The organism is Vreelandella gomseomensis (genome assembly GCF_031451645.1).
GTDB lineage: Bacteria > Pseudomonadota > Gammaproteobacteria > Pseudomonadales > Halomonadaceae > Vreelandella > Vreelandella gomseomensis.
Genome location: NZ_JARWAI010000004.1, coordinates 20,063 through 42,539, shown reverse-complemented (window position 1 = coordinate 42,539; position 22,477 = coordinate 20,063). Strand labels below are relative to the sequence as shown.

At 61.2% G+C, this 22,477-nt stretch carries 16 protein-coding genes; 10 read left to right on the top strand and 6 right to left on the bottom strand.

What is annotated here, in order from left to right:
* Nucleotide 1: 1 nt before the first annotated feature.
* On the top strand, nucleotides 2–454 hold the full coding sequence (gene moaE / locus QC815_RS06010; RefSeq protein ID WP_230448436.1) for a molybdopterin synthase catalytic subunit MoaE: 453 nt from the start codon (nucleotides 2–4) through the stop codon (nucleotides 452–454).
* A 31-nt stretch (nucleotides 455–485) separates the two neighbouring features.
* On the opposite strand, the gene QC815_RS06005 is transcribed toward moaE, so the two are convergent.
* On the bottom strand, nucleotides 486–2,081 hold the full coding sequence (locus tag QC815_RS06005; protein WP_230448437.1) for a ribonuclease J: 1,596 nt from the start codon (nucleotides 2,079–2,081) through the stop codon (nucleotides 486–488).
* 260 nt (nucleotides 2,082–2,341) lie between these two features.
* On the opposite strand from QC815_RS06005, the gene purU reads away from it, so the two are divergent.
* On the top strand, nucleotides 2,342–3,196 hold the full coding sequence (gene purU, locus QC815_RS06000) for a formyltetrahydrofolate deformylase (RefSeq protein ID WP_230448438.1): 855 nt from the start codon (nucleotides 2,342–2,344) through the stop codon (nucleotides 3,194–3,196).
* Here the strand turns inward: purU and lexA are convergent.
* The gene (gene lexA / locus QC815_RS05995; RefSeq protein WP_230448439.1) at nucleotides 3,193–3,855 is read right to left on the bottom strand and encodes a transcriptional repressor LexA; all 663 of its coding nucleotides are present in this window, start codon (nucleotides 3,853–3,855) and stop codon (nucleotides 3,193–3,195) included. The genes purU and lexA overlap by 4 nt on opposite strands.
* Nucleotides 3,856–4,098: 243 nt before the next feature.
* Here lexA and QC815_RS05990 point away from each other — a divergent pair, with 243 nt between their 5' ends.
* From QC815_RS05990 to QC815_RS05975, 4 genes are read left to right on the top strand one after another with little or no spacing between them, the layout of a single operon-like run.
* Nucleotides 4,099–4,776 carry a TetR/AcrR family transcriptional regulator gene (locus tag QC815_RS05990; protein ID WP_230448440.1) on the top strand — a complete coding sequence of 226 codons (678 nt, stop codon included), beginning with the start codon at nucleotides 4,099–4,101 and terminating at the stop codon, nucleotides 4,774–4,776.
* Nucleotides 4,754–5,278 (top strand): L,D-transpeptidase, encoded by a 525-nt coding sequence (locus QC815_RS05985; protein WP_230448441.1) that lies wholly within the window; start codon nucleotides 4,754–4,756, stop codon nucleotides 5,276–5,278. Before QC815_RS05990 ends, QC815_RS05985 begins: the two co-directional genes overlap by 23 nt.
* A 58-nt stretch (nucleotides 5,279–5,336) precedes the next feature.
* On the top strand, nucleotides 5,337–6,362 hold the full coding sequence (gene nagZ, locus QC815_RS05980; protein WP_230448442.1) for a beta-N-acetylhexosaminidase: 1,026 nt from the start codon (nucleotides 5,337–5,339) through the stop codon (nucleotides 6,360–6,362).
* Between the two features lie 32 nt (nucleotides 6,363–6,394).
* A complete protein-coding gene (locus QC815_RS05975) occupies nucleotides 6,395–6,973 on the top strand; it encodes a hypoxanthine-guanine phosphoribosyltransferase (protein WP_230448443.1) in 579 nt (192 codons plus the stop codon).
* 16 nt (nucleotides 6,974–6,989) lie between these two features.
* On the opposite strand, the gene ppsR is transcribed toward QC815_RS05975, so the two are convergent.
* Nucleotides 6,990–7,823, bottom strand: a complete 834-nt coding sequence (gene ppsR, locus QC815_RS05970; RefSeq protein WP_230448444.1) for a posphoenolpyruvate synthetase regulatory kinase/phosphorylase PpsR — start codon at nucleotides 7,821–7,823, stop codon at nucleotides 6,990–6,992.
* Between the two features lie 228 nt (nucleotides 7,824–8,051).
* Between ppsR and ppsA the strand changes: the two genes are divergently transcribed.
* Both ppsA and ggt read left to right on the top strand, forming a co-directional pair.
* Nucleotides 8,052–10,424, top strand: coding sequence for a phosphoenolpyruvate synthase (gene ppsA / locus QC815_RS05965; RefSeq protein ID WP_230448445.1), 2,373 nt, complete (start codon nucleotides 8,052–8,054; stop codon nucleotides 10,422–10,424).
* A gap of 111 nt (nucleotides 10,425–10,535) precedes the next feature.
* Nucleotides 10,536–12,326 carry a gamma-glutamyltransferase gene (ggt, locus tag QC815_RS05960; protein WP_309767456.1) on the top strand — a complete coding sequence of 597 codons (1,791 nt, stop codon included), beginning with the start codon at nucleotides 10,536–10,538 and terminating at the stop codon, nucleotides 12,324–12,326.
* Here ggt and QC815_RS05955 read toward each other — a convergent pair.
* From QC815_RS05955 to acnB, 3 genes are all read right to left on the bottom strand, one after another.
* Entirely contained in the window at nucleotides 12,323–14,206 is a 1,884-nt protein-coding gene (locus tag QC815_RS05955; RefSeq protein ID WP_309767454.1) for a glycerophosphodiester phosphodiesterase family protein, read from the bottom strand. The genes ggt and QC815_RS05955 overlap by 4 nt on opposite strands.
* Before the next feature lie 69 nt (nucleotides 14,207–14,275).
* Nucleotides 14,276–14,767: a ribonuclease E activity regulator RraA gene (gene rraA / locus QC815_RS05950; RefSeq protein WP_309767451.1), complete on the bottom strand. Its 492-nt coding sequence runs from the start codon at nucleotides 14,765–14,767 to the stop codon at nucleotides 14,276–14,278.
* A gap of 143 nt (nucleotides 14,768–14,910) precedes the next feature.
* Complete coding sequence (gene acnB, locus QC815_RS05945; protein ID WP_230448449.1) at nucleotides 14,911–17,514, bottom strand: bifunctional aconitate hydratase 2/2-methylisocitrate dehydratase; 2,604 nt, start codon at nucleotides 17,512–17,514, stop codon at nucleotides 14,911–14,913.
* A 373-nt stretch (nucleotides 17,515–17,887) separates the two neighbouring features.
* On the opposite strand from acnB, the gene QC815_RS05940 reads away from it, so the two are divergent.
* The gene (locus tag QC815_RS05940) at nucleotides 17,888–18,544 is read left to right on the top strand and encodes a MiaE family protein (protein ID WP_230448450.1); all 657 of its coding nucleotides are present in this window, start codon (nucleotides 17,888–17,890) and stop codon (nucleotides 18,542–18,544) included.
* Nucleotides 18,545–18,574: 30 nt separating this feature from the next.
* Nucleotides 18,575–22,471, top strand: a complete 3,897-nt coding sequence (locus QC815_RS05935; RefSeq protein WP_230448451.1) for an ATP-binding protein — start codon at nucleotides 18,575–18,577, stop codon at nucleotides 22,469–22,471.
* Nucleotides 22,472–22,477 lie beyond the last annotated feature (6 nt).

The following is a 22,477-nucleotide window of genomic DNA, read 5'->3' as shown; positions in this document are numbered from 1 at the left end:
GATGCAGATTACCATCCGCGTGCAGGCAGAACCTTTCGATATGGCCTTCGGCTACGCAGACAGCATCGCCGGGCGAACCGATATCGGCGGGATCGTCAGCTTTACCGGGCTGGTGCGTGACTTCAACGAAACGCCCGATGTGACCGGCTTGACCCTCGAACACTACCCGGGAATGACCGAGGCGACCCTGCAGCGGATTGCCGAGCAGGCCGGCGAGCGCTGGTCGCTCAATGCCGTGACGATCATTCATCGCGTGGGGCATATGCGCCCGGGGGATGCCATTGTCAGAGTGCTGGTGGCAAGCGCCCATCGGCGCGAAGCCTTCGAGGCCTGCGATTTCATCATGGACTGGTTGAAAACCCAGGCGCCCTTCTGGAAGAAAGAGCACGGCCGGCAAGGCGACTACTGGGTCAAGGAGCGGCGCTCGGACATCGACGATGCGGCCCGCTGGTAGGCAACGCCCCGTCGTGGCGCCAACGGTGAGATTACTCGTCAGCGATCGGTGCGGGGAGGTCGCTGGCCATGATCTGCAGATGCACCTCGGGCAGGTGCTGAAGGCGTTCGGCGAGCCAGGCGATCAAGCGCGGCTGAAGGCCAAGTCTTAAGTCGGCCAGCGTATCGGCGTGCAGGTCGGCCAGTTGCTCATCCAGCCATTCGCTGAAGCTGTCTTCATCAAGCGCATTGGCGCCTGTGTTGTCGAGCATCAGGCGGCCGATGCGTGCCCAGCCGGTCTCTGTCGCGCAGACCGGCAGCGCCAGATACAGGCTTCCCCGGCGTGGATGGGTGCTGGTATCGCCTTCAAGCCCCGGGTGAGGGACGACACTGTTCTGGCTGACGATGCACGGCGGCTGAGGGTAATGCTGTTCGTGCTGCAGCCCCTGCTGATCAAAGCGGATCATGTCGCCGTTGACCGGTGCCAGCGGGGCGTCGATGCCGAGCGATGTTGCCAGCCGCTGATGCGCCTGCTGATGAAGGCTCTCGCCATGGACGGGCAGTAGATGCTGCGGCGATAGCCACTGATAGAAGCGCGTCATCTCCTCCTGCGCGGGATGCCCGGTGGCATGCAGTTCTGGATGGTTGAATTCATCGAAGAGCTGGACGCCAAGCTGTTGCAGGCGCTTTTTCAGCTGCTCGATCGGCCGCTCGTTGCCGGGTATGGCTTTAGCAGAAAAGATCACGTTGTCGCCCGGCTGTAGATCAACGTGGGGATGACGCCCCTGGGCGAGTCGCTGCAGCGCGGCGCGCGGCTCGCCCTGGCTGCCGGTGGCAATCACGACGACTTCATCGGGGGGAAGGTATCCCAGGTCGTGGGCGGGCACCACCGCCGGAAAGTCATCCATATAGCCGAGGCCCCGCGCCACACTCACCATGCGTTCCATCGAGCGTCCCATCAAGCTGACGCGCCGTCCACACTGTTCGGCCGCGCGGCCGATTGCCAGCACGCGGGCCAGGTTACTGGCAAAGCAGGAAACGATCACCCGCCCTTCGCATTGGGTAAGCGTCCTGGCCAGCGCGCGGGCCACGTCGCCTTCACTGCCGGAGTGGCCGGGTACGGGGGCGTTGGTGGAATCGCCGACCACCAGGTCGACGGGGGCGAGCGCCTTGAACTGTGAGGAATCGATCGGCGCACCAATGATCGGTTCGGGATCCAGTTTCCAGTCCCCGCTATGCAGGACGCGATAGGGGCCGGCCATGACCAGCAGCGCGCAGCTTTCCGGAATCGAATGGGGCACGCCCAGATAGCGCAGACTGAAGGGCCCGCTTTCCAGCGCCTCGCCGGGTTCGATAACCTGAATGGCGGCGCTGCTCAACTGGTGTTCGGCAAACTTGAGACGCAGCAGGCCAGCGGCCAGGGGGGTGGCATACACAGGGCACTGCCAATGCGGCCATAACCAGGCAACCGCGCCAATGTGGTCTTCATGGCCGTGGGTGATATACAGGGCCTTGGGGGCTATGCCCAGCGCCTTGGGCGTATCCAGGTTGGGCACCTGGAGGGGGGCGTTGGGCAAGTCCTGACGGATCATCATGCCACAGTCCACGGCGATCCAGTGATCCTCGTATCCGTATAGCGTCAGGTTCATGCCGATTTCCCCGCAGCCACCCAGCGGCAAGAGGCGGAGAGGAGGGCGACGACGGGGACGAATATGAACGCGCGGTGGATGCATCAGAATCTTAAAGCCTAAAAAGTAATGCCTTAACTATACGGGATGGGGTGGGCGGCTAACAATGACTGCGGTAACGGGCGGTGATTGCGCGCCTGGCATTGGGTACAATAGACGTTTGTTGAATGCCCGGGGCGGTGAAAAGCGACCCCGGGTGCACACCGTCAAGAGTATTTATCATGTCGCATTTTTATCGGTTGGTGGTTTCCTGCCCGGATCAGGTGGGGATTGTTGCACAGGTGTCGAGTTTTATCGCTCAGCAGGGGGGGTCGATTACCGAGGCGAGCCAGCACTCCGACCTGGAAACCGGACGTTTCTTCATGCGCTACGAAATTCTGGCGGATTCGTTGGACATGTCGGCAGAGGCATTACGGTCGGCGTTTGAGCCGGTCGCCGTGCGTTTCGATATGCAGTGGTCGTTGGTGGATACCCAGCAGCGTCGCCGCGTGGTGCTGATGGTCTCGCGGGAATCCCACTGTCTGGTCGATCTGCTTTACCGTTGGCAGGTGGGCGAGCTGGACTGCGATATCGTCGGGGTGATTTCCAACCATGACGATATGCGCTCGTTGACCGAGTGGTACGCGATTCCCTATTACCACGTGCCTGTCAATCCGGCGGATAAAGCCGTTGCCTTTGAGCAGGTTCAGGCACATATCGACGAGGCGCGAGCCGACTGCATCGTACTCGCACGTTACATGCAAATTTTGCCGCCGGCATTGTGCCAGCGCTACGCCGGGCAGGTGATCAATATCCACCACAGCTTTTTGCCTTCCTTTGCCGGCGCCAAGCCCTATCACCAAGCCTATGAGCGCGGCGTCAAGCTGATCGGTGCGACCTGTCATTATGTGACCCAGGAACTGGATGCGGGGCCGATCATCGAGCAGGACATCCACCGGGTGAGCCATTGCCACACACCGACGGATCTGGTGCGTTTTGGCCGCGATGTGGAAAAAGCCGTGCTGGCACGGGGTCTTCGCTGGCACCTGGAAGACCGCGTGCTGGTTCATGGCAACAAAACCGTCGTGTTCAGCTAGCCAAGCGCCTGACCATTGCCACCGCGGATAACCCCGACGCCCACGCCCTCGATGTCGAGCGGTTGGGTGCGTAAATCAATAGTGATCGGCGCAAAGTCGGGGTTTTCCGCGATCAGGGAGACGTGGTGTCCGTCGCGTTTGAAACGCTTGACGGTAACTTCATCGTCCAGTCGGGCGACGACAATCTGGCCGTCGCGTACTCGCTGGGTGCGATGTACGGCGAGCAGGTCGCCTTCAAGAATGCCGACGTTCTGCATGGAAAGCCCGCGCACGCGCAAGAGGTAATCCGCCCTGGGCGTAAAGTAGTCGGCGGGCAGCGGGCAGTAACGGTCAATGTGCTCGGCGGCCAGAATAGGGCTGCCCGCAGCGACTTCGCCGATGATCGGCAGGCCGGTGCCGGGATCCGCCGCTGCGGGCTGGCTATCCGGGGTGTCCTGGGGCTCCTGATTGGGCAGGCGAATACCCCGTGAGGTATTGCGGATGATGCGAATGACCCCTTTGCGCTCGAGCGCCCGCAAGTGCTCTTCTGCCGCATTGGGCGAGCGAAAGCCCAGTGCCTTGGCGATTTCTGCCCGGGTGGGTGGATAGCCAAGCTCCGCCATGGTCTTGACAATAAAGTCGAACACATTCTGTTGACGAACGGTTAACGGCCGTGACATATCAGTCTCCAGCGTGGGTAAGTGGACAGGCAGCGTTTCTATAGACCTATCAGTATGTGGTTAAGTATACAGTATGTTCCCCTGTCCAGTACATATCTGCTTCCAGCCGGCTAACAACATGATGTGCAAAGGGATGCGCCGCCGTTCTAGGCGTGATTTAACGCCCATCAACCGTTGAGAGGGGCAACGTGATAACGTAGTATCCTGAGATTGTTTAAAACATCCGTTTTCATGGAGAGCAGCATGGCTCAATCGGATACCGTGACGCGCATTCTGGACACGGCGGAAGTGCTGTTTGCCGAGCGCGGCTTTGCCGAAACATCCTTACGCAATATCACCAGCAAGGCGCGGGTGAACCTGGCGGCGGTAAATTATCATTTCGGCTCAAAGAAGGCGCTCATTCAGGCCGTGTTTGCGCGTTACCTCGATCCGTTCTCCGAACGTTTCCACAGCGCCCTGGACGCGCTGGAAGCACGTTACGAAGGCCGAGATATCCCGCTTGAAGTGCTGCTCGAGACCATGGCCACCACGGTGTTGGAGGTGCCCGCGGAGCGTAATAGCCTGAAGGTGTTCATGCGCCTGCTAGGCCTCGCCTACAGTCAGGCCCAGGGGCATTTGCGTCGCTACATCCAGCATGAATACGGCGATGTATTCAGCCGTTTCACCGAGCTGGTTCGCCGCGCCACCCCCGATCTGCCCGACGCCGAACGCTTCTGGCGGCTACACTTCATGTTAGGTACCGTCATCTTTACCCTGTCGGGGTTGGACGCGCTGCGCGACATTGCCGAAAAGGATTATCACCAGCAGGTATCGGTTCGCGACCTGGTGCGTCGACTGCGTCCTGTCGTGGTGGCCGCCATGAATGCGCCCTTGCCCGACGAGAAAGACATGGAGCCTCATGCAGACACCGTCGCTCACTGAGCTGCCGCCCCGTGATGGGCTGTGGATCGAAATTGCTACGCAGACGCAGCAGCTGCGCGCCTGGGAAGGCGACACCTGCCGTTATCAGTGTGATGTATCGACGGGACGCGCCGGGGTGGGCAACCAGGAAAACAGCGGCAAGACGCCCCTGGGATGGCACTATATTCGCGCCGCGATTGGCCGGGAGGCGCCTGAAAATGCGGTGTTCAAGGGCCGTCGCTGGACAGGCGAAGTGTTCACCCCTGAACTGGGCAAGGCGTTTCCCGAACGCGACTGGATCCTGACACGTATTTTGTGGCTCTGCGGGCTGGAGCCAGGGGTCAATCGTGCGGGGCAGGTGGACTCGCAGCGCCGCTATATTTACCTACACGGTACGCCGCCAGATCAGCCCATGGGCCAGCCAGCGTCGCATGGCTGCGTGCGGCTGCGTAATGTGGATCTGCTGTGGCTTTTCGAGCATGCCTTGCCGGGAACGCCTGTCTGGCTACACGACGGACGTTGATCGTTGGACTCTCGCTAATGTTCGTCTAGAATTAGCGCCTTTTTTTGGATACCCCGCTATGACACAACCCTTGGGCTCGGTCATGTTGGACCTTGAAGGGACTTCCTTGACCGCTGCAGAGCGCCAGATGCTGGCATCGCCTGCGGTCGGCGGCGTTATTCTTTTTGCGCGCAATGTGGAGGATGCCTACCAGATACGTCGCTTATGCAACGAGGTGCGTCAGCAGCGCCCCGACTTACTGCTGGCGGTGGATCAGGAGGGCGGGCGGGTTCAGCGTATCAAGCAGGGCTTGACGCGACTGCCCGCCATGGCGCGGCTGGGGGAGTACTATCAGCGGGATCGCGCAGCCGGTCTGGCGCTTGCCCAGGATGCGGGCTGGCTGCTGGGCATGGAAATGGCCGCCTGCGGGCTGGATATCAGCTTTGCTCCCGTGCTCGATATCGATAGCGGGTTATCCAGCGTGATTGGCGACCGCAGTTTCGGTGCCGACCCCACTCAGGTAACCGAGCTGGGTGGTGCCCTGATCACCGGGCTCCACGAGGCCGGCATGGCGGCGATCGGCAAGCACTTTCCCGGCCATGGCGGTGTCGCGGCGGACTCCCACCTGGCCCTCCCAGTGGACGAGCGCGCCTTCGAGGCCCTGAAACGCCACGATCTAGTGCCCTTCAGCACCCTGGCCAAGCAACTGGATGGCATCATGCCGGCGCATATCGTGTACTCGGCCTTTGATGCCCGCCCGGCTGGCTTTTCGCCCAGCTGGCTTGGCATGCTGCGTCAGTCGCTGGGCTTCAAGGGCTGCATTTTCTCGGATGACTTGAGCATGGCCGGCGCCCATGCGGCAGGCGGGCCGCGTGAACGAGCGGCGGCCGCGCTGGGGGCAGGCTGTGACATGTTGCTGGTGTGCAACGACCGCGACGCCGCGCTCGAGGTGGTGGCCGCTACGCCGGCGTCGGTGTCTTCACGGCCGGGCAAGCTGCGCTACAAGCGCGCCCGGCCCGACCTGGATGCGCTGCCCGCGCTTAGCCGCTGGCGGCGCACCCATGCACAGCTTGAAGCAATGGCCTGTCAGTCATCCGCTACGTAACGACCGTCTTTACTCAGCAGGTTGGAAATTTAATGGCAACGTTAGATAAGGAAGCGCTCGCGTCACTGGATTCAATGCGCGAAGTAATGGATAACGCCGACTGCTTGATTACTCAGCAGGAAGTAGAGCAGGCGCTGGATCGGATGGCCGAGCAGATCAGTGACGATCTGGGCGATAAGCTGCCGGTCTTCTATTGCGTCATGAATGGCGGTCTGATCACCACGGGGCACCTGCTGACCCGGCTGGGGTTCCCCCTGGAAGTCGATTACCTGCATGCCACACGTTATCGTAACGAGACCCGCGGCGGCGAGCTCTTCTGGCGGGTATCGCCGGAAATTCCCATGGCGGGGCGGCACGTTGTCATCGTCGACGACATTCTGGACGAAGGCACCACCCTGGCGGCGATTCTCAACTACTGTCGTGAAGCGCAAGCCGCCAGTATTACCACTGCCGTACTGGTCGACAAGCGCCACGACCGCAAGGCGGTACCGGGCTTGAAAGCGGACTACTGCAGCCTGGAAGTGGCCGACCGCTATGTGTTCGGCTTCGGGATGGATTACAAGGGCTACTGGCGCAATGCCCCGGGAATTTTTGCGCCCCAGGGCATGTAGTTCGCGGCGTGCGGTGTCAGCGCGGCGAAAAGCGCCGCGCGAGGCCGGTTTCGGCAATCATGCGGGTTGATATCTCTTCCACCGAAAAGCGGGTGGCATCTATGTAGGGCACGTGCAGTCGCCGATACATGGCTTCTGCCTGTTCTATTTCCCGCATGCACTGATCCATCGAGCTGTAGCGACTGTTGGGGCGGCGTTCGTTGCGAATCGCCGCCAGCCGCCGTGCGTCTATCGTCAGCCCGAACAGCTTGTGCCGATGGGGCGCGAGCGCTTTTGGCAGTTTCAGCATGCCGTCCTCATCCAGGTCATCTTCCGTCAGCGGGTAGTTGGCGGCGCGGATACCGAACTGGAGGGCCAGGTAGAGCGACGTGGGGGTTTTGCCGCAGCGCGACACGCCGACCAGAATGATATCGGCTTTATCATACTGGTGGGTGCGCGCGCCGTCGTCGTTATCCAGCGCGAAGTGCACCGAATGAATCCGGTCCATGTAGACATCGTCGCTACCGATTGAGTGTGTCCGCCCCACGCTGTAGGAGGAGTGGGTGGCAAGCTCATGCTCGAGGGGTTCAAGAAACGTCGAGAAGATGTCTACCTTGAAGCCGGCGGCCTCGCGAATCACGTCGCGGATCTGCTGGTCGACGATGGTGTCGATAATGATCGGTTGCTGGCCGTCTCGCACTGCCGTGGCGTCGATGATCTCGGCCAGGGCCCGGGCTTTTTCCACGGTGTCGATATACGGCTTGGTCTGCATGTTGATCTCGACGTCGCTGAACTGGGCCAAGAGGCTTCTACCCAGGCTTTCCGCGGTAATCCCTGTGCCATCCGATATGAAAAAGGCCGTGCGCTGCATGCTGATGTGCTCCTCGAAATGATGTGCTTATTGTGTGCCGGGACGCCGCTGGGCACAACGATGCCGATCGTCTGACTACAGCAAACGTTCAAAACCCCCACCTGTTGTAAAAATCCTCCACTCCCTTCGCTGTTAGACCAATGGCGAATACCCCGGGGTGGTGCTAGGGTGAGCGCATTCATCTTCAGCGGCCGCAATAGCCGCTGGCCTATTGAGCTAGGGGGTTGCGTGAACGATTACATTCTATGGTTCGATCAACTGGGCATGGCCGACGTCGAACGTGTGGGTGGCAAAAACGCCTCACTGGGCGAAATGATCTCCAATTTAGCCGGGGCAGGGGTGACCGTTCCCGGCGGGTTTGCCACCACGGCCCATGCCTACCGCGAATTTCTTGCCCACAAAGGGCTCAACGAACGTATCAACGAGACCCTGGTACGGTTGGACGTGGATGATGTCAAGGCGCTGGCCGAAGCCGGCAAAATGATTCGCCAATGGGTCATCGACACGCCGTTGCCGCCCACCTTTGAAAGCGAACTGCGCACCGCCTACGAAACGCTGCAGCAACGCCACCCGGCCCTCAAGGTGGCGGTGCGTAGCTCGGCGACCGCCGAAGACCTGCCCGACGCCTCTTTTGCCGGCCAGCAGGAAACCTTCCTGAATATCGACGGGTTCGATAACATCAAGCGCGCGGTTCACGAGGTCTTCGCTTCATTGTTCAACGACCGGGCGATCTCTTACCGCGTCCACCGGGGTTACGCCCATGAAAATGTCGCGCTCTCCGCAGGCGTGCAGAAAATGGTGCGGTCGGAAACCGGTGCCTCGGGTGTCATGTTCACCCTGGATACCGAATCAGGCTTCCGCGATGCAGTGTTTGTGACCGCGTCCTGGGGGCTGGGCGAAACCGTCGTTCAGGGGGCGGTCAACCCGGACGAGTTCTACGTGCACAAGCCCACGCTGGCCGCGGGACGCCCGGCGGTGCTGCGCCGCAACCTCGGCTCCAAGCTGATCAAGATGGTTTATGGCGAGGACGCCAGCGCCGGTAAATCCGTTGAAACCATCGACGTGCCGCTTCAGGATCGTGGTCGTTTCTGCCTCAACGATGCGCAGGTCATGTCGCTGGCCCGCCAGGCGGTGACGATCGAACAACATTACCAGCGCCCCATGGATATCGAATGGGCGCTGGACGGCGACGATGGCGAGCTGTATATCGTTCAGGCGCGGCCCGAAACGGTCGTTTCCCAGCAGGAAGGCGGCAAGCTGGAGCGCTTCCAACTGAGGGAGAAAGGTCGCACGCTGGTGACCGGCCGTGCGATAGGCCAGCGTATCGGCAGCGGCACCGCCAAGATTGTCATGAGCCCCGACGACATGGACAAGATCCATGATGGCGATGTGCTGGTGACCGACATGACCGACCCCGACTGGGAGCCGATCATGAAGCGCGCCTCGGCGATCGTCACCAACCGCGGCGGCAGGACCTGCCATGCGGCGATCATTGCCCGCGAGCTGGGTATCCCGGCGGTGGTCGGCTGTGGCGATGCTACCACGCGCTTGGTCGAAGGCAGCGACGTGACGGTTTCCTGCGCCGAAGGCGACACGGGAAATGTGTATGAAGGGCTGCTGGACTTCGACTGCAAGGTCTCCAACGTCGATACCATGCCCGAGATCCCCTTCAAGATCATGATGAACGTGGGTAACCCCGATCGTGCCTTCGGCTTTGCCAGCCTTCCGCATGCCGGGGTGGGGCTTGCGCGGCTGGAATTCATCATCAACCGCATGATCGGGGTGCATCCCAAGGCCCTGATCGAGTACGACACCCTGCCGTCCGATCTTCAACAGGTGATCGACATGCGCACTGCCGGCTATGCCGATCCGGTCAGTTTCTATGTCGATAAGCTGGTCGAAGGGATCTCGACCTTGGCTGCCGCCTATTACCCCGAGCGGGTCATCGTGCGGCTGTCCGACTTCAAGTCCAACGAATACGAAAACCTGATTGGCGGCAAACTGTACGAGCCCGGCGAAGAAAACCCCATGCTCGGTTTCCGTGGCGCGTCGCGCTACGTGTCGGAGGCGTTCCGCCCCTGCTTTGAGCTCGAGTGTCGAGCGCTCAAGCGCGTGCGCGATGAAATGGGCCTCGATAACGTCGAGATCATGGTGCCCTTCGTGCGCACCACCGAGGAAGCCCGCGAGGTGGTCGAGCTGCTGGCCACCAACGGGCTCAAGCGTGGCGACAAGGGGCTCAAGGTCATCATGATGTGCGAGCTGCCCGCCAATGCGCTGCTCGCCGACGAATTCCTCGAGCACTTCGACGGCTTCTCGATCGGCTCCAATGACTTGACCCAGCTGACCCTGGGGCTCGACCGCGACTCGGGTATCGTGGCGCACCTGTTTGACGAACGCAACGAGGCGGTCAAGAAGCTGCTGTCGATGGCCATCAAGGCCTGCAAGGCCCAGGGTAAATACGTGGGCATATGCGGGCAGGGACCCTCGGATCACCCTGACCTGGCGAAATGGCTGATGGAGCAGGGCATCGACTCGGTGTCGCTCAACCCGGATGCCGTCCTGGAAACCTGGTTCATGCTGGCAGGCGAAACAATCGCCTAATAATAGCCAGCCGTCTTGTCATTAAGCGCCCGGCCATTGTGCCGGGTGCGCTGGTTTTATAGGCTACCGGTCTGATGCGGTTGGATTGAACACAATGTCGGAGTCGGCGTGATGCCCTCAAGAAAAATTGCCTGGTTGCTGCCTGGCCTGTTGGTAGTGCCTTTTTATGCATGGGGCTTCGATTACGAAACGCCCGCCATCTCACCGGAGGACGGCTCGGGTTATGAGGAAAAGCCCGGCTGGGCAGCTGACGAATTTGCCGTAGCGGCGGCCAATCCGCTGGCAACCGATGCGGGCTACCAGGTGTTAAAAGCGGGTGGCAATGCCATCGACGCCGCCATTGCCGTCCAGATGGTGCTGGGGCTGGTGGAGCCACAGTCCAGCGGGTTGGGCGGCGGGGCCTTTCTGCTCTATTACGATGGACATGATGTACTTGCCTACGATGGGCGTGAAACCGCCCCTGCCGCCGTCGACGGTGATTTATTCATGGAGGATGGAGAGCCGCTGGCGTTTATGGAGGCGGTGACGAGCGGTCGGTCTGTCGGAGTGCCGGGCACCGTTCGGCTGATGGAAAAAGCCCACGCCGCTCACGGCAGTTTACCTTGGGCAGCGCTGTTGACGCCGGCGATAACCCTGGCGGAAGAAGGGTTTGCGGTCAGCCCACGCCTGCATACCAGTCTGGCCAATGACGAGGCGCTGCGCAATAACGACCTGGCGCGCGCCTTTTATTACGACGAGGAAGGTGACCCTATCGAGGTGGGAGAGACGCTCAACAACCCGGCCCTGGCGGCGGTATTGAAACGTATCGCCCGTAATGGAAGCGCTGCCTTCTATCAAGGCGGCATCGCCCAGGATATGGTCGAGCGGATAACCCAGCATCCCGAGCGCCCGGGTGAGATGGCGCTTGACGACCTCGAAACCTACGAGGCCATTCTGCGCGATCCCCTCTGCACTCCCTGGCAGCAGTGGGAGGTATGTGGTTTTCCTCCCCCTTCCTCCGGCCATCTTACGGTCATGCAGATCCTGGGCATGCTCGATCAGCAGCCCCTGCTTGAAGCGCCGCTGGATGACGGCGTCACCAGCAGTGGCTGGCTGCATCAATTTCTGGAAGCATCGCGGCTGGCCTTCGCCGATCGAAACTACTACATCGCCGACCCGGATTTCGTCGACGCCCCCGGGGGAGATTGGTCGAGCATGCTGGCGCCGGACTACCTTGCCGAACGCAGCGCGCTGATTGGCCAGGAAAGCATGGGCAACGGTGCGGAACACGGCCGCCCCGGTGAAATGCAGACAAGCTTTGCCGCCCAGCCGACCCAACCCGAGTATGGCACCAGCCATATCAGCATTGTGGATGCAGAAGGCCGCTCGGTGTCGATGACCACGACTATCGAACAGGCATTCGGCTCGCGCATCATGAGCGACGGCGGCACCGACCTGCCCGGCGGCTTTATGCTCAATAATGAACTCACCGATTTTGCCTTCCAGCCAGAGGAAGAAGGCGAGCCCGTGGCCAATCGCGTTGAGCCTGGAAAACGGCCGCGTTCAAGCATGAGCCCGACGCTGATTTTCGACAGGGAGAGTGGCGAGCTGTTGGGGAGCCTGGGCTCGCCTGGCGGGGCGGCGATCATCCATTACACGGCGCGCACGCTGGTGGCGCTTCGCGACTGGGGAATGAATGCGCAAACCGCCTTGAACCTGCCGCACGCGGTGACCCTGGGCGATCAGGTGTGGGTTGAGAAAGATCGTTTTCCGGAGGCCACTCGCGACGCCTTGCGCGAGCGCGGACATGAGATCAGCGAGCGAGCGCTGACCAGCGGGCTGCAGGCAATCATGCGCGACGAAGACGGTTCCTTGTTTGGCGGCGCTGATCCACGCCGTGAAGGCGTGGTAATGGGGGACTAGCGCCGTAGCCAGTTTCGCAGTTTGACCAGCATCAAGGCGCCGTCGCTCAGCGCTCGGCGGTCGTTACGCAGTTCGACCAAGTGCTCCGGGTAATCGGTGATGATCGCATCCACTCCCAAGTCGATCAGCGTGGACATGCGTTCTCGACGGTTGACCGTCCAGGCATGCACCTCGTAGCCGTAGAGGCTGGCCAGACGTATTTCCTGGGCGGTGATGCGGTTATGGCGCAACCCAAGCGCATCGAATGCGCTGCGATCCAGGGTGCCGGGCAGGATGAGTTGTGCAATGAGGGTTACCTTCAGATCCGGCGCCTGTTCCTTGATGAACGGCACCAGGCCAGGCGACATGGTGGCAATGCGCATGGTGTGCATGGCATTTGGGTAGCCACACCGTATGTAGGCGTCGACCGGGTTGTCGATTTCCGTCCAGCACCGGTAACGCGTGTCGGTCTCCTGGCGCAGCGCATCAATGACGGCCTCGCCGAGGGCCTGCCTCTGACCGGGCAAGGGTTTGATCTCGATCATCAGGTCGGCGCGCCCGCGCACCAGGTCGAGTGCGTCATCGAGGCCGGGAATGGATGCTCCCCGGTAGGCGTCGCCGAACCAGCTGCCCACGTCATAACGTTCCAGTTCTTCTCGTGTCAGGTCGCCGAATTCCTCTCGATCGCCAGTAAGACGTGCCATATTACGGTCATGGTAGAGCATGACCTGCTGGTCGGCCGTCAGGCGGACGTCGATTTCAATGGCGTCGGCGCCCTCCACGATGGCGAGATCCAACGCGGCCAGGGTGTTTTCCGGCGCCGCCATGGAGCTGCCCCGATGCGCAATGATGGCAACATCGTCGCGAATCTCGAAGCTGGTCAGGATCCACCAGGCCTGAAGGGCCGCAAACGCCAGCACGCCGAGCTCGACGGCCCAGGCAAAGCGCCCAGGATGGGCGTCCTCAGGCGGTGCGGGGCGCGCTTCGCGATGCGCCAGCTGCAGATACAGACAGGCGGACAGCAGCGCGTTGGCGGCGATACCCACGAAGGTGATCGCCAGGGTGATCAGGGCATACCCGGTCAAGTAGCCAAGCATGGCGGGTACCAGCACGGCCGTGTGCTCGGGTAGCCACCACAATAGCGGTGTGAACAGGCGGTCGAAGAGCAGGGTGGTCGCCAGTGGCAGCACGATGATGAGCGTCAGCACCAGTATCACGGCAATGCCAATCGAGCGGTGCCAGCCCCGAGTCAGCACGACGCTGCGGCGAAGCGCCTGTATTGGCGAGCATTGCTCCAGCGCCACTAGCGGAAGGGCCAGCAGCCAGCGCAGATACAGCCTGGCGGACAGGGTCATCCACAGCAATAACAGCGGTATGGCGCAGGCGAGGAAATACCACAGTGACGCGGGCTTGACGCGCTGCAGGTAATACGGATCGATGCCGCTCAGCCAGACGTCATAAAGCCATGTCAGCGCCACCATAAAAGGGGCCATGAGTATCAGGTGGCTGCCGACCTGTAACACCACCAAGCCGACGAGGGCAGGCAGGCGGCGACTGCTCAGCCAGAGGGCGTCGAAGGCGAGGCGATAGTGGTTGTCCCGGGGGCGAATCGCGACCTGGAGCATGCCGGCTTGCTGCCAGTAGATCACGGTAAAGAACAGACCGATCCCCACCAGCATGCCCACCAGTCCCAGAGGACTGAATATCAGGCTTGCGAGCTCGTTGTTGGTAACGACACTGCGCTGCAGCTGTGCCAGCAACGTGCGCATTACCCAGGCAATGGCGGGCAATAACAGCGCAGAAGCCAACAGGGTAAAGAAGAGATGAAAGGCAATAAGCGGACGCAGATGATCGCGTAGCGTGCGAGCAAGTGCATAGCCTAACTGGGTCAGCGGCTGCATGGTCACAATAACGTCAGAGCATGAAGAATCAGAGTGGCAGCAACCGCCACCCCTGGCAAGCGGGCCGTATCAGCGCTGATCAAGCGCTAGTTCATGGTCGGCAATCAGGATGCCGTTATTGTCGGCGTACAGCCAGTCGTCGGGGGAGATGGTCACGCCCGCAAAGCTGAGGGTGATATCGCGTTGTCCCTCACCGCGTTTTTCGCTTTTCCGCGGATGACTGCCCAGTGCCTGAACCCCAAGGGGAAGCGTGGCAAGGACATCGACATCGCGCACGCATCCGTACATGACAATACCGGCCCAGCCATTCTCGACCGCCTGCTCGGCCAGCATGTCGCCGAGCATGGCGCAGCGCGGCGAGCCGCCCGCATCGACCACCAGGACGGCGCCATTACCCGCTTCGGCAACGGCCTGCTTGACAAGCGAATTGTCTTCAAAGCACTTGATCGTGCGAACGGCGCCGTGGAAGGCATCCATACCGCCAAAGTTGGCGAATAGAGGCTCGACGACCTGAACGCCCGGAAAGGCATCGCAGATATCGGGGGTGATAATTGTCGGCATAGCATACTCCTTAACGTGGTCATCCATGGCTAAAAAAACGCCCCGCCCCTGTAGGACAGAGGCGGGGCGTTCGTTCATCGACTCAAAAGAGCAGCGCTCCTTTGCGATGGTGCGAGCATCGGCGATGGAGCGGTAGCAGAAGCCTAGGCTTCCTGGGCTACCGGAATCACGTTTGAGGCGATCTTTTGATACTCCTCAATTTCGTGGAAATTCATGTAACGATATATCTCGCTGGCCATGGCGTCAAATTCGCTCATGTAACGGCGATATTCGTCGACCGTTGGCAGACGGCCTTCAACGGCGGCGACGGCCGCAAGCTCTGCGGACGCGAGGTACACGTTCGCACCGTCACCCAGGCGGTTGGGGAAGTTCCGCGTCGAGGTCGAAACGACGGTGCTCTTGGCCGCGACGCGTGCCTGGTTGCCCATGCACAGTGAGCAGCCGGGCATTTCCATGCGTGCGCCGGCACGGCCGTAGATGCCGTAGTAGCCCTCTTCGGTCAGCTGGTGCTGATCCATCTTGGTTGGCGGTGCCAGCCATAGACGGGTCTTGAGGCTGCCGGCGGGCTGTTTTTCAAGCAGTTTGCCGGCCGCACGGAAGTGGCCGATGTTGGTCATGCACGAGCCGATGAAGACTTCATCGATCTTTTCGCCGGCCACGTCGGAAAGCAGGCGTGCGTCATCGGGATCGTTGGGCGCGCAGAGTACCGGTTCCTTGATTTCATCAAGGTCGATCTCGATCACTTCGGCGTACTCGGCATCGCTGTCGGCGCGCATCAGTTTCGGATCGGCCAGCCATGCTTCCATGCCTTCGATGCGGCGGCTGATGGTGCGCTCGTCGCCGTAGCCGTTGGCCATCATCCACTTGAGCAGGGTGATGTTGGACTTGAGGTATTCGGTGACGCTTTCGTCGGAAAGCGTGATGGTGCAGCCTGCCGCCGAGCGCTCGGCGGAGGCGTCGGAAAGCTCGAAAGCCTGTTCCACGGTCAGGTCTTCAAGGCCTTCGATTTCCAGCACGCGGCCCGAGAAGGCATTCTTCTTGCCGGATTTCTCAACGGTAAGCAGGCCCTGCTTGATGGCATATAGCGGAATAGCGTGCACCAGGTCGCGCAGCGTGACGCCCGGCTGGCGTTTGCCCTTGAAGCGCACCAGGACGGATTCCGGCATGTCGAGGGGCATGACACCCGTTGCGGCGGCGAAAGCCACCAGGCCTGAGCCGGCCGGGAAGGAAATGCCCAGCGGGAAGCGGGTATGCGAATCACCGCCGGTGCCGACCGTGTCAGGCAGCAACATGCGGTTGAGCCAGCTATGAATGATGCCGTCGCCCGGGCGCAGCGAAACGCCGCCACGGTTCATGATGAAGTCAGGCAGGGTGTGGTGCGTGTCCACATCCACCGGCTTCGGGTAAGCGGCGGTGTGGCAGAATGACTGCATCACCAGATCGGCCTGGAAGCCCAGGCACGCAAGGTCTTTCAGCTCGTCGCGGGTCATCGGCCCGGTGGTATCCTGGGAGCCCACGGTGGTCATCTTGGGCTCGCAGTACATGCCGGGGCGAACGCCGTCCATGCCGCAGGCCTTGCCGACCATCTTCTGCGCCAGGGTGAAGCCTTTGCCGGTGTCGTTGGGCTGCTCGGGCAGACGGAAGACGTCCGACGGCGCGAGGCCCAGTGATTCACGTGCCTTGCCCGTCAGGCCGCGGCCGATGATCAGCGGAATACGTCCGCCGGCACGCACTTCATCAAGAATGAGCTGGGTTTTCAGCTCGAACGTGGTGAGCACTTCGTCGGTGCCGTGCTTGCAGACCTTGCCGGCATAAGGGTAAACGTCGATGACGTCGCCCATGGCCAGCTTTTCAACATCCATCTCGACCGGCAGGGCGCCGGAGTCTTCCATGGTGTTGAAGAAGATCGGGGCAATCTTGCTGCCGAAGCAGAAGCCACCGGCGCGCTTGTTGGGGACATAAGGCATATCATCGCCGAAGAACCACAGCACGGAGTTGGTGGCGGATTTGCGCGAAGAGCCAGTGCCCACAACGTCGCCCACGTAAGCCACTGGGAAGCCCTTGGCCTTGACCGCTTCGATTTGCTGGAGCGGGCCGGTCTTGCCCGGCTCTACTGGCTCGATGCCTTCGCGCTCGTTCTTGAGCATGGCGTTGGCGTGTAGCGGAATGTCAGGACGCGACCAGGCGTCCGGCGCAGGCGACAGGTCGTCGGTATTGGTTTCGCCCGGTACCTTGAAGACCGTCAGCGTGATCTTTTCGTCAAGCGCTGGCTTGGAAAGGAACCACTCGGCGTCGGCCCAAGACTGGATCACGTCCTTGGCGACGCTGTTGCCGGCTTTGGCGCGCTGTTCGACATCGTGGAAGGCATCGAACATCAGCAAAGTGTGCTTAAGTTGTTCGCCGACTTCCCGGGCCAGCTCGTCGTTGTCGAGCAGCTCAACCAGAGACACGATGTTATAACCACCCTGCATGGTGCCAAGCAGCTTGACGGCGTGCACTTTATCGATGAGGGGTGATGTGGCTTCGCCTTTGGCGATGGCGGTCAAGAAACCGGCTTTCACGTAAGCCGCTTCGTCAACACCGGGGGGAACACGATTGGTAATCAGGTCAAGAATGAATTCCTCTTCACCGGCCGGCGGGGTTTTCAGCAGCTCGATCAAGGCTGCGGTTTGCTCGGCGGTCAGGGGCTTGGCGGGTACGCCCTCTGCGGCGCGTTCCTCGACATGTTGGCGGTAAGCTTCAAGCACGTTGGGGGCCCTCTCATCTGCTTTATAGGGTGGAGGCGGCGCACAGGCAATACACCGAAGTAGGCCGCCGGACACCGACATACGCTTGACAAACAGCGCTGGTTGGATGACGGAGATTCTACGTGAAACTGTCGACAATGTTAAGGCGAGTCGGAATTCAAGGCGTTGTACTTTGTGATGATAGGCGTCTATAAGGCCCAGGCTATCGACAGCGGAGGTGGAAAGTGTGATTCTCGTAACGCCGCGTTACGTCCAGGCGTGCTCGCCACCTTCGCACTACCTTGATGCCCCCTATAGCGCATAGCGCAATGTCGCATTACCCAAGGTGTCATAATGTTGTACAATAATGTCATAGATATTGAGTAATGGTGTTATGTCAATACAAGTAATCTCAGACGCAAAAGCCAATCATGGGCTCGGAGCAGACGATTTGCTGCCCGAAAGCCTGCACGACTTTCTGGCGTGTCCTACCCCGGATGCCTGGCGCGCCTGGGCACTGGAAAACCCCGAAACCCTGCTCATTGACCATGCCCAGTGTGAGAAGAAGGCGGCGTCCACGGCGATGAGCCTGTTATATCGCTACGTCGATCAGCCGCTCCTGCTGAGCAAGATGTCGCAGCTGGCCCGTGAAGAGCTGCTGCATTTTGAACAGGTGGTGACGCTGATGGAACGGCGCGGGGTGGTATATCGGCACTTGACCGCCTCACGTTACGCAGAAGGGCTGCGTCGTCACGTCAGGCCCCAGGATCCAGAACGATTGATTGACGTTTTGATTATCGGGGCGCTTATCGAGGCGCGAAGCTGCGAACGCTTTGCGTGTCTTATCCCGTACCTTGATGAGGAGTTGGCGAAGTTCTATCGCACTCTGGTCAAGTCAGAAGGGCGTCATTTCGAAGATTATCTCCTGCTTGCCCGACAGCAGACCGATGACTCGATCGACGAGCGAATCGCGTTTTTTGTCGATTGCGAAGCGGCATTAATCACTTCGCCGGATTCGGCTTTCCGTTTTCATAGCGGCGTGCCAGCGTAATTCGCCGTTCGTCCAGACAGGATGTGTATCATGCGCGATGCGAACCAGTACGACCAACTCACCCTGTTCGGCCACTTTGCCTTGTCTCAGGGCGATGATGTGCTGACGCACTTCAGTTATGACAAGGTGAAAGCGCTGCTTGTCTACTTGTTGCTGCATCGGCAGCCGGTCAATCGGGCCGCGCTGGCGGAGTTGCTGTGGCCGGATCAGGGACTGTCGTCGGGGCGCACCAACCTGCGCCACGCACTGCACTGCCTGCGCCAGTCGCTAGGTGACGATGCCGACCAGGTGCTTAACGTGTCGCGTCAGACCATTGCCTTTCAGCTCCCGGCCGACTGGCAGGTCGACCTCCACGAGCTGCAGGCCCTGCTTGAAGGGCCCCGCGATCTGGAGACGCTGAATGCGGTGCTGACCTGTTATCAGGGCGATCTGATCGAAGAATTGCAGCTTGCCAACTGCAGCGAGTTTCAGCGTTGGCTGGTTCAGGTGCGTAACGAATGGCGCCAGCGGGTCATCCGCTTTGCCGAGCATGTGCTGGATAATCATCAGGACGTGCCTGATACCCTCCTAGAAACCCTGGTTAGCCGCTTTTCGGGCTACGGGCCTTTCCATGAGCGCCTGGTCAAACAGCTTGCCGAACAAAAGCAGATGGCCGCGGCCCACGAGCAATACAACAGCTATCTACAGCTGCTGGCCTTGTCGGGTCAGCAGCCGGAGCCGAGCTTTCTGCAGCTGGCAAGCTACTGGTCTGATGGTCACCACGACGCGCGCGCCATGTCGCCACAGGGCGCTTTTTCGCGGGCGCTGGCCACGGACAGCAAGCCGCTGCGGGAAGACGAAATCGAGCTGCGTCAGCTGTCGGTCATGGCCATTCGTCTGCGGCTTCAGGGCGACTGGCAGGATCGCGCCGCGGCGCGCGACTGCCTCGCCCTCCAGCTCGAGCTGCTGCGCTGGCTTGAACAACAATGCCATCACCTGGGTGGCTTTTGGCTGCCCGGCGCCACCGGCGGGCTGGGGCTGGCCTGCTTTGGTACCCACGGTCCCGCGCATCAGTTGGCTGAGCTGGTTGCCCTCTACGAACACTGTCGTCAAACCTTGCCCCAGGAGTCAGCCAGGCACTGGAGCGGCGATGGCGACCCTCCCCAGTTCGAGCTGGCCGCCGGGCTGCACAGCGGGCGGGTGGTTTATCTGCCTGAACGTCAGCTGGCGGATCCGCTGGGTCAGGTCACCCAAACCTCGGTGGAGTTGATGAGTGCCGCCGAAGGCAGTGAGCTGGTCATTTCCCATGAGTCCAGCCAACACATGCCGCCGGCGCTGGATCTCCAGCCGCGCCTGGCCTCCCGCGTGGTGGCCAGCGACGGTCGCGTACGTCAGCGCGCGCTGGTGCTGGGGCAGAACGAAGGCGGTCGCGATGCCTTGCCGCCGAGCCTGGTGGGACGCGAGACCTCGCTGCGAACGCTGCGTGATGCACTCGCCCGTGCCGGTATCGGGTTGCGTCAGAGCGTGCTGGTGCGCGGCGCTTCGGGGATGGGCAAGTCAGCCTTGATGGTGGGCTTCCGCCAGCTTGAACTGACACGCGACGCCGCCATTTGCTGGCAGCCTACCACGCGGCTCTCGGTGCTGGAGCCCTATGGCGTCGCGCGTACCTTGCTGGCCTGGCACCTAGCGTGCACGCCCGATGTCGATGCGCTTCTTGGCCTGCAGGAAGAGCTGGCGTTCAATTCGCTGCGCGACGATCAGCAGTGCCTGCTGGAAGAGGCGCTTGGCGTGCGCAGTGTGCAGGAGGTTTCGCAGCTTACCCAAAACGGGGAAGCGGTCGAGCTCGTCGTGATGCTGCTGCACCGCTTGATCGAGCGCAAGGCGACAACGCATACCCTGGTGCTGATGATCGATGACTTGCAGTGGCTCGACGAACCTTCGTTTAAAGTGCTCTCTGGCCTTCAGGCGCGGTTGCCGATCAACACTGCCTTCATGCTGGTGGCGAGCCACCATGGCCGCGAGCCGCTGCCACTGAAACTTCATTGGGATCAGCAGATCACCCTTGGGCGGCTGGATGCGCTGCAGTCATCGCGATTGCTGTCCCAACTGTCGCGGCGCTACCGCATTCACCTGAGCCCGCGACTGCGTAACCAGATCATCGAGCGCTGCGATGGCGTGCCACTGTATATGCAGGAAATCTGCCGTCGTCTGGACATGGATCGTCGTGAAGGGCGCAGTGTCCAATTCGACGAACTGCCCAAGGGGCTGCTTGGGTTGCTGGCCAGTCGCATCGACCAGCTGGAAAGCGACCGGGACATTGCCCATATCGCAGCGGTGCTGGGAAAGCGCTTCCGGCTTGATTTTCTCAGGGAGTGCAGCGGCTACGACAATGCGCGCCTCCAGCAGGCGCTGGATCACATGCGCCAGCTGGAAATTATCGAGCCGGTGGATACCGGTTCCGGCGAGATCGAGTTTCAGTTCAGCCATCAGCTGCTACAGGAGGCAGCCTACCTGTCCTGTCCGAGAGACGTGCGTGTCACCCGCCACCAGCAGGTGGTCAGCCTGATCGAAGAGCGATTCCCGATGTGGATCAGCCGCCATCCAGGGGATTTTGCGACCCACCTTCGGCGCAGCGGGCATTATGCGCGCGGCGCCCGCTATTTCGAGCTGGCTGCCAGGGAGGCGTTGAAGGTCAGCGCTAATCGTACCGCGCTGCGTATGGCCGACTTCGGGCTCGCCAGCCTGCGTCACGTCGAGCATCAGGCGGAGCGTGAAGTGAGTCTGCTGACCGTGCGCGGTCAGGCGGCGTTTGCCCTGGAAGGTCATGGTTCGCCGACAGCCCACGAGAGCTTTGTGCGCGCCCGAGAGCTGCTGCGCCAATCGGAAGTCAACCGGGACGACCCCGAAGACCTCGAGCAGATCTTCCTGGTCAAGTGGGGCCTGTGGGTAGGACGCAGTCAGCGTTATGCCCATGCTGACGCCTTTGCGCTTGCCTCGACCCTGGCGGATATCGCCGCGCGTCTCGAGGATCCACGCTATCAGCGACTTGCGGACTACGCGCGGGCGCACTGTGAATACTGGGCGGGGCGTATCCAGCAGGCCAACGATCACCTGAACGAAATCGACCCGCTCAACGCCCCCATGATGATCGAGTGGCTGCCTTTCTCTGATCACCCGCAGGTGACGGCGGCCTGCTTCCAGGGCTGGGCCCTGTGTCTGCGCGGTGACTACCAGCGTGCCGAACGCCAGGTGTCCGCGGCGATTCGTCTGGCTGAAAAGCTTGGTCACCCAGGGACGCTGGCCATGGCGCTATTGTTTGCCGCCTCGCTTTACCGTCAGTTGGGCCATGTTCATCTGGCGGCGCGTCACGCGGAAAAGGCGGCCGCCATGACCGCCACGCCAGACCTGCAGCTTTGGCAGATTTCCGCCCAGGGTATTCTGGGGTGGCAGCGGGCGCTGGCGGGAGACCACGGTGGGCTCACCCAGCTGCGCGAGAGTCTTGATCAGATGGCTGAGCTCAATGGCCGGGATCGTTTTCAGCGCCCCGTGCTGTGGTACTCCGACGCCTGCATTGCGCTGGGTGAGTTGAGCGAGGCAGAGGATTATCTGGATCAGTGCCTGCTGATTGCCAAGGAGCGAACGACGCTGTTTCTGCCGGAACTGGCCACCCAGCTGGCACGGGTACGCATCATGCTGGATCACCCGGCTCATGAAGTGCGCGCACTGGCCGAGATGGCGATTGCCCAGGCCCGTGAACACGGCAACCGTCACCAGGAACTGGCCGCGCTGGAGCTATGGCTGACGCGTATTGCGCCGGACGACGCGCACGCCCGCGAAGCCTTCCATCACTTGCTTGGCGATGTCAGCCACAGCGACGCGCCGGTGCTGGTCCGCTGGGTAAGCCTGCTGGATCATCGCCTGGCTCATCCGGAGCGTCTCGAGAGCTAGGCCAGG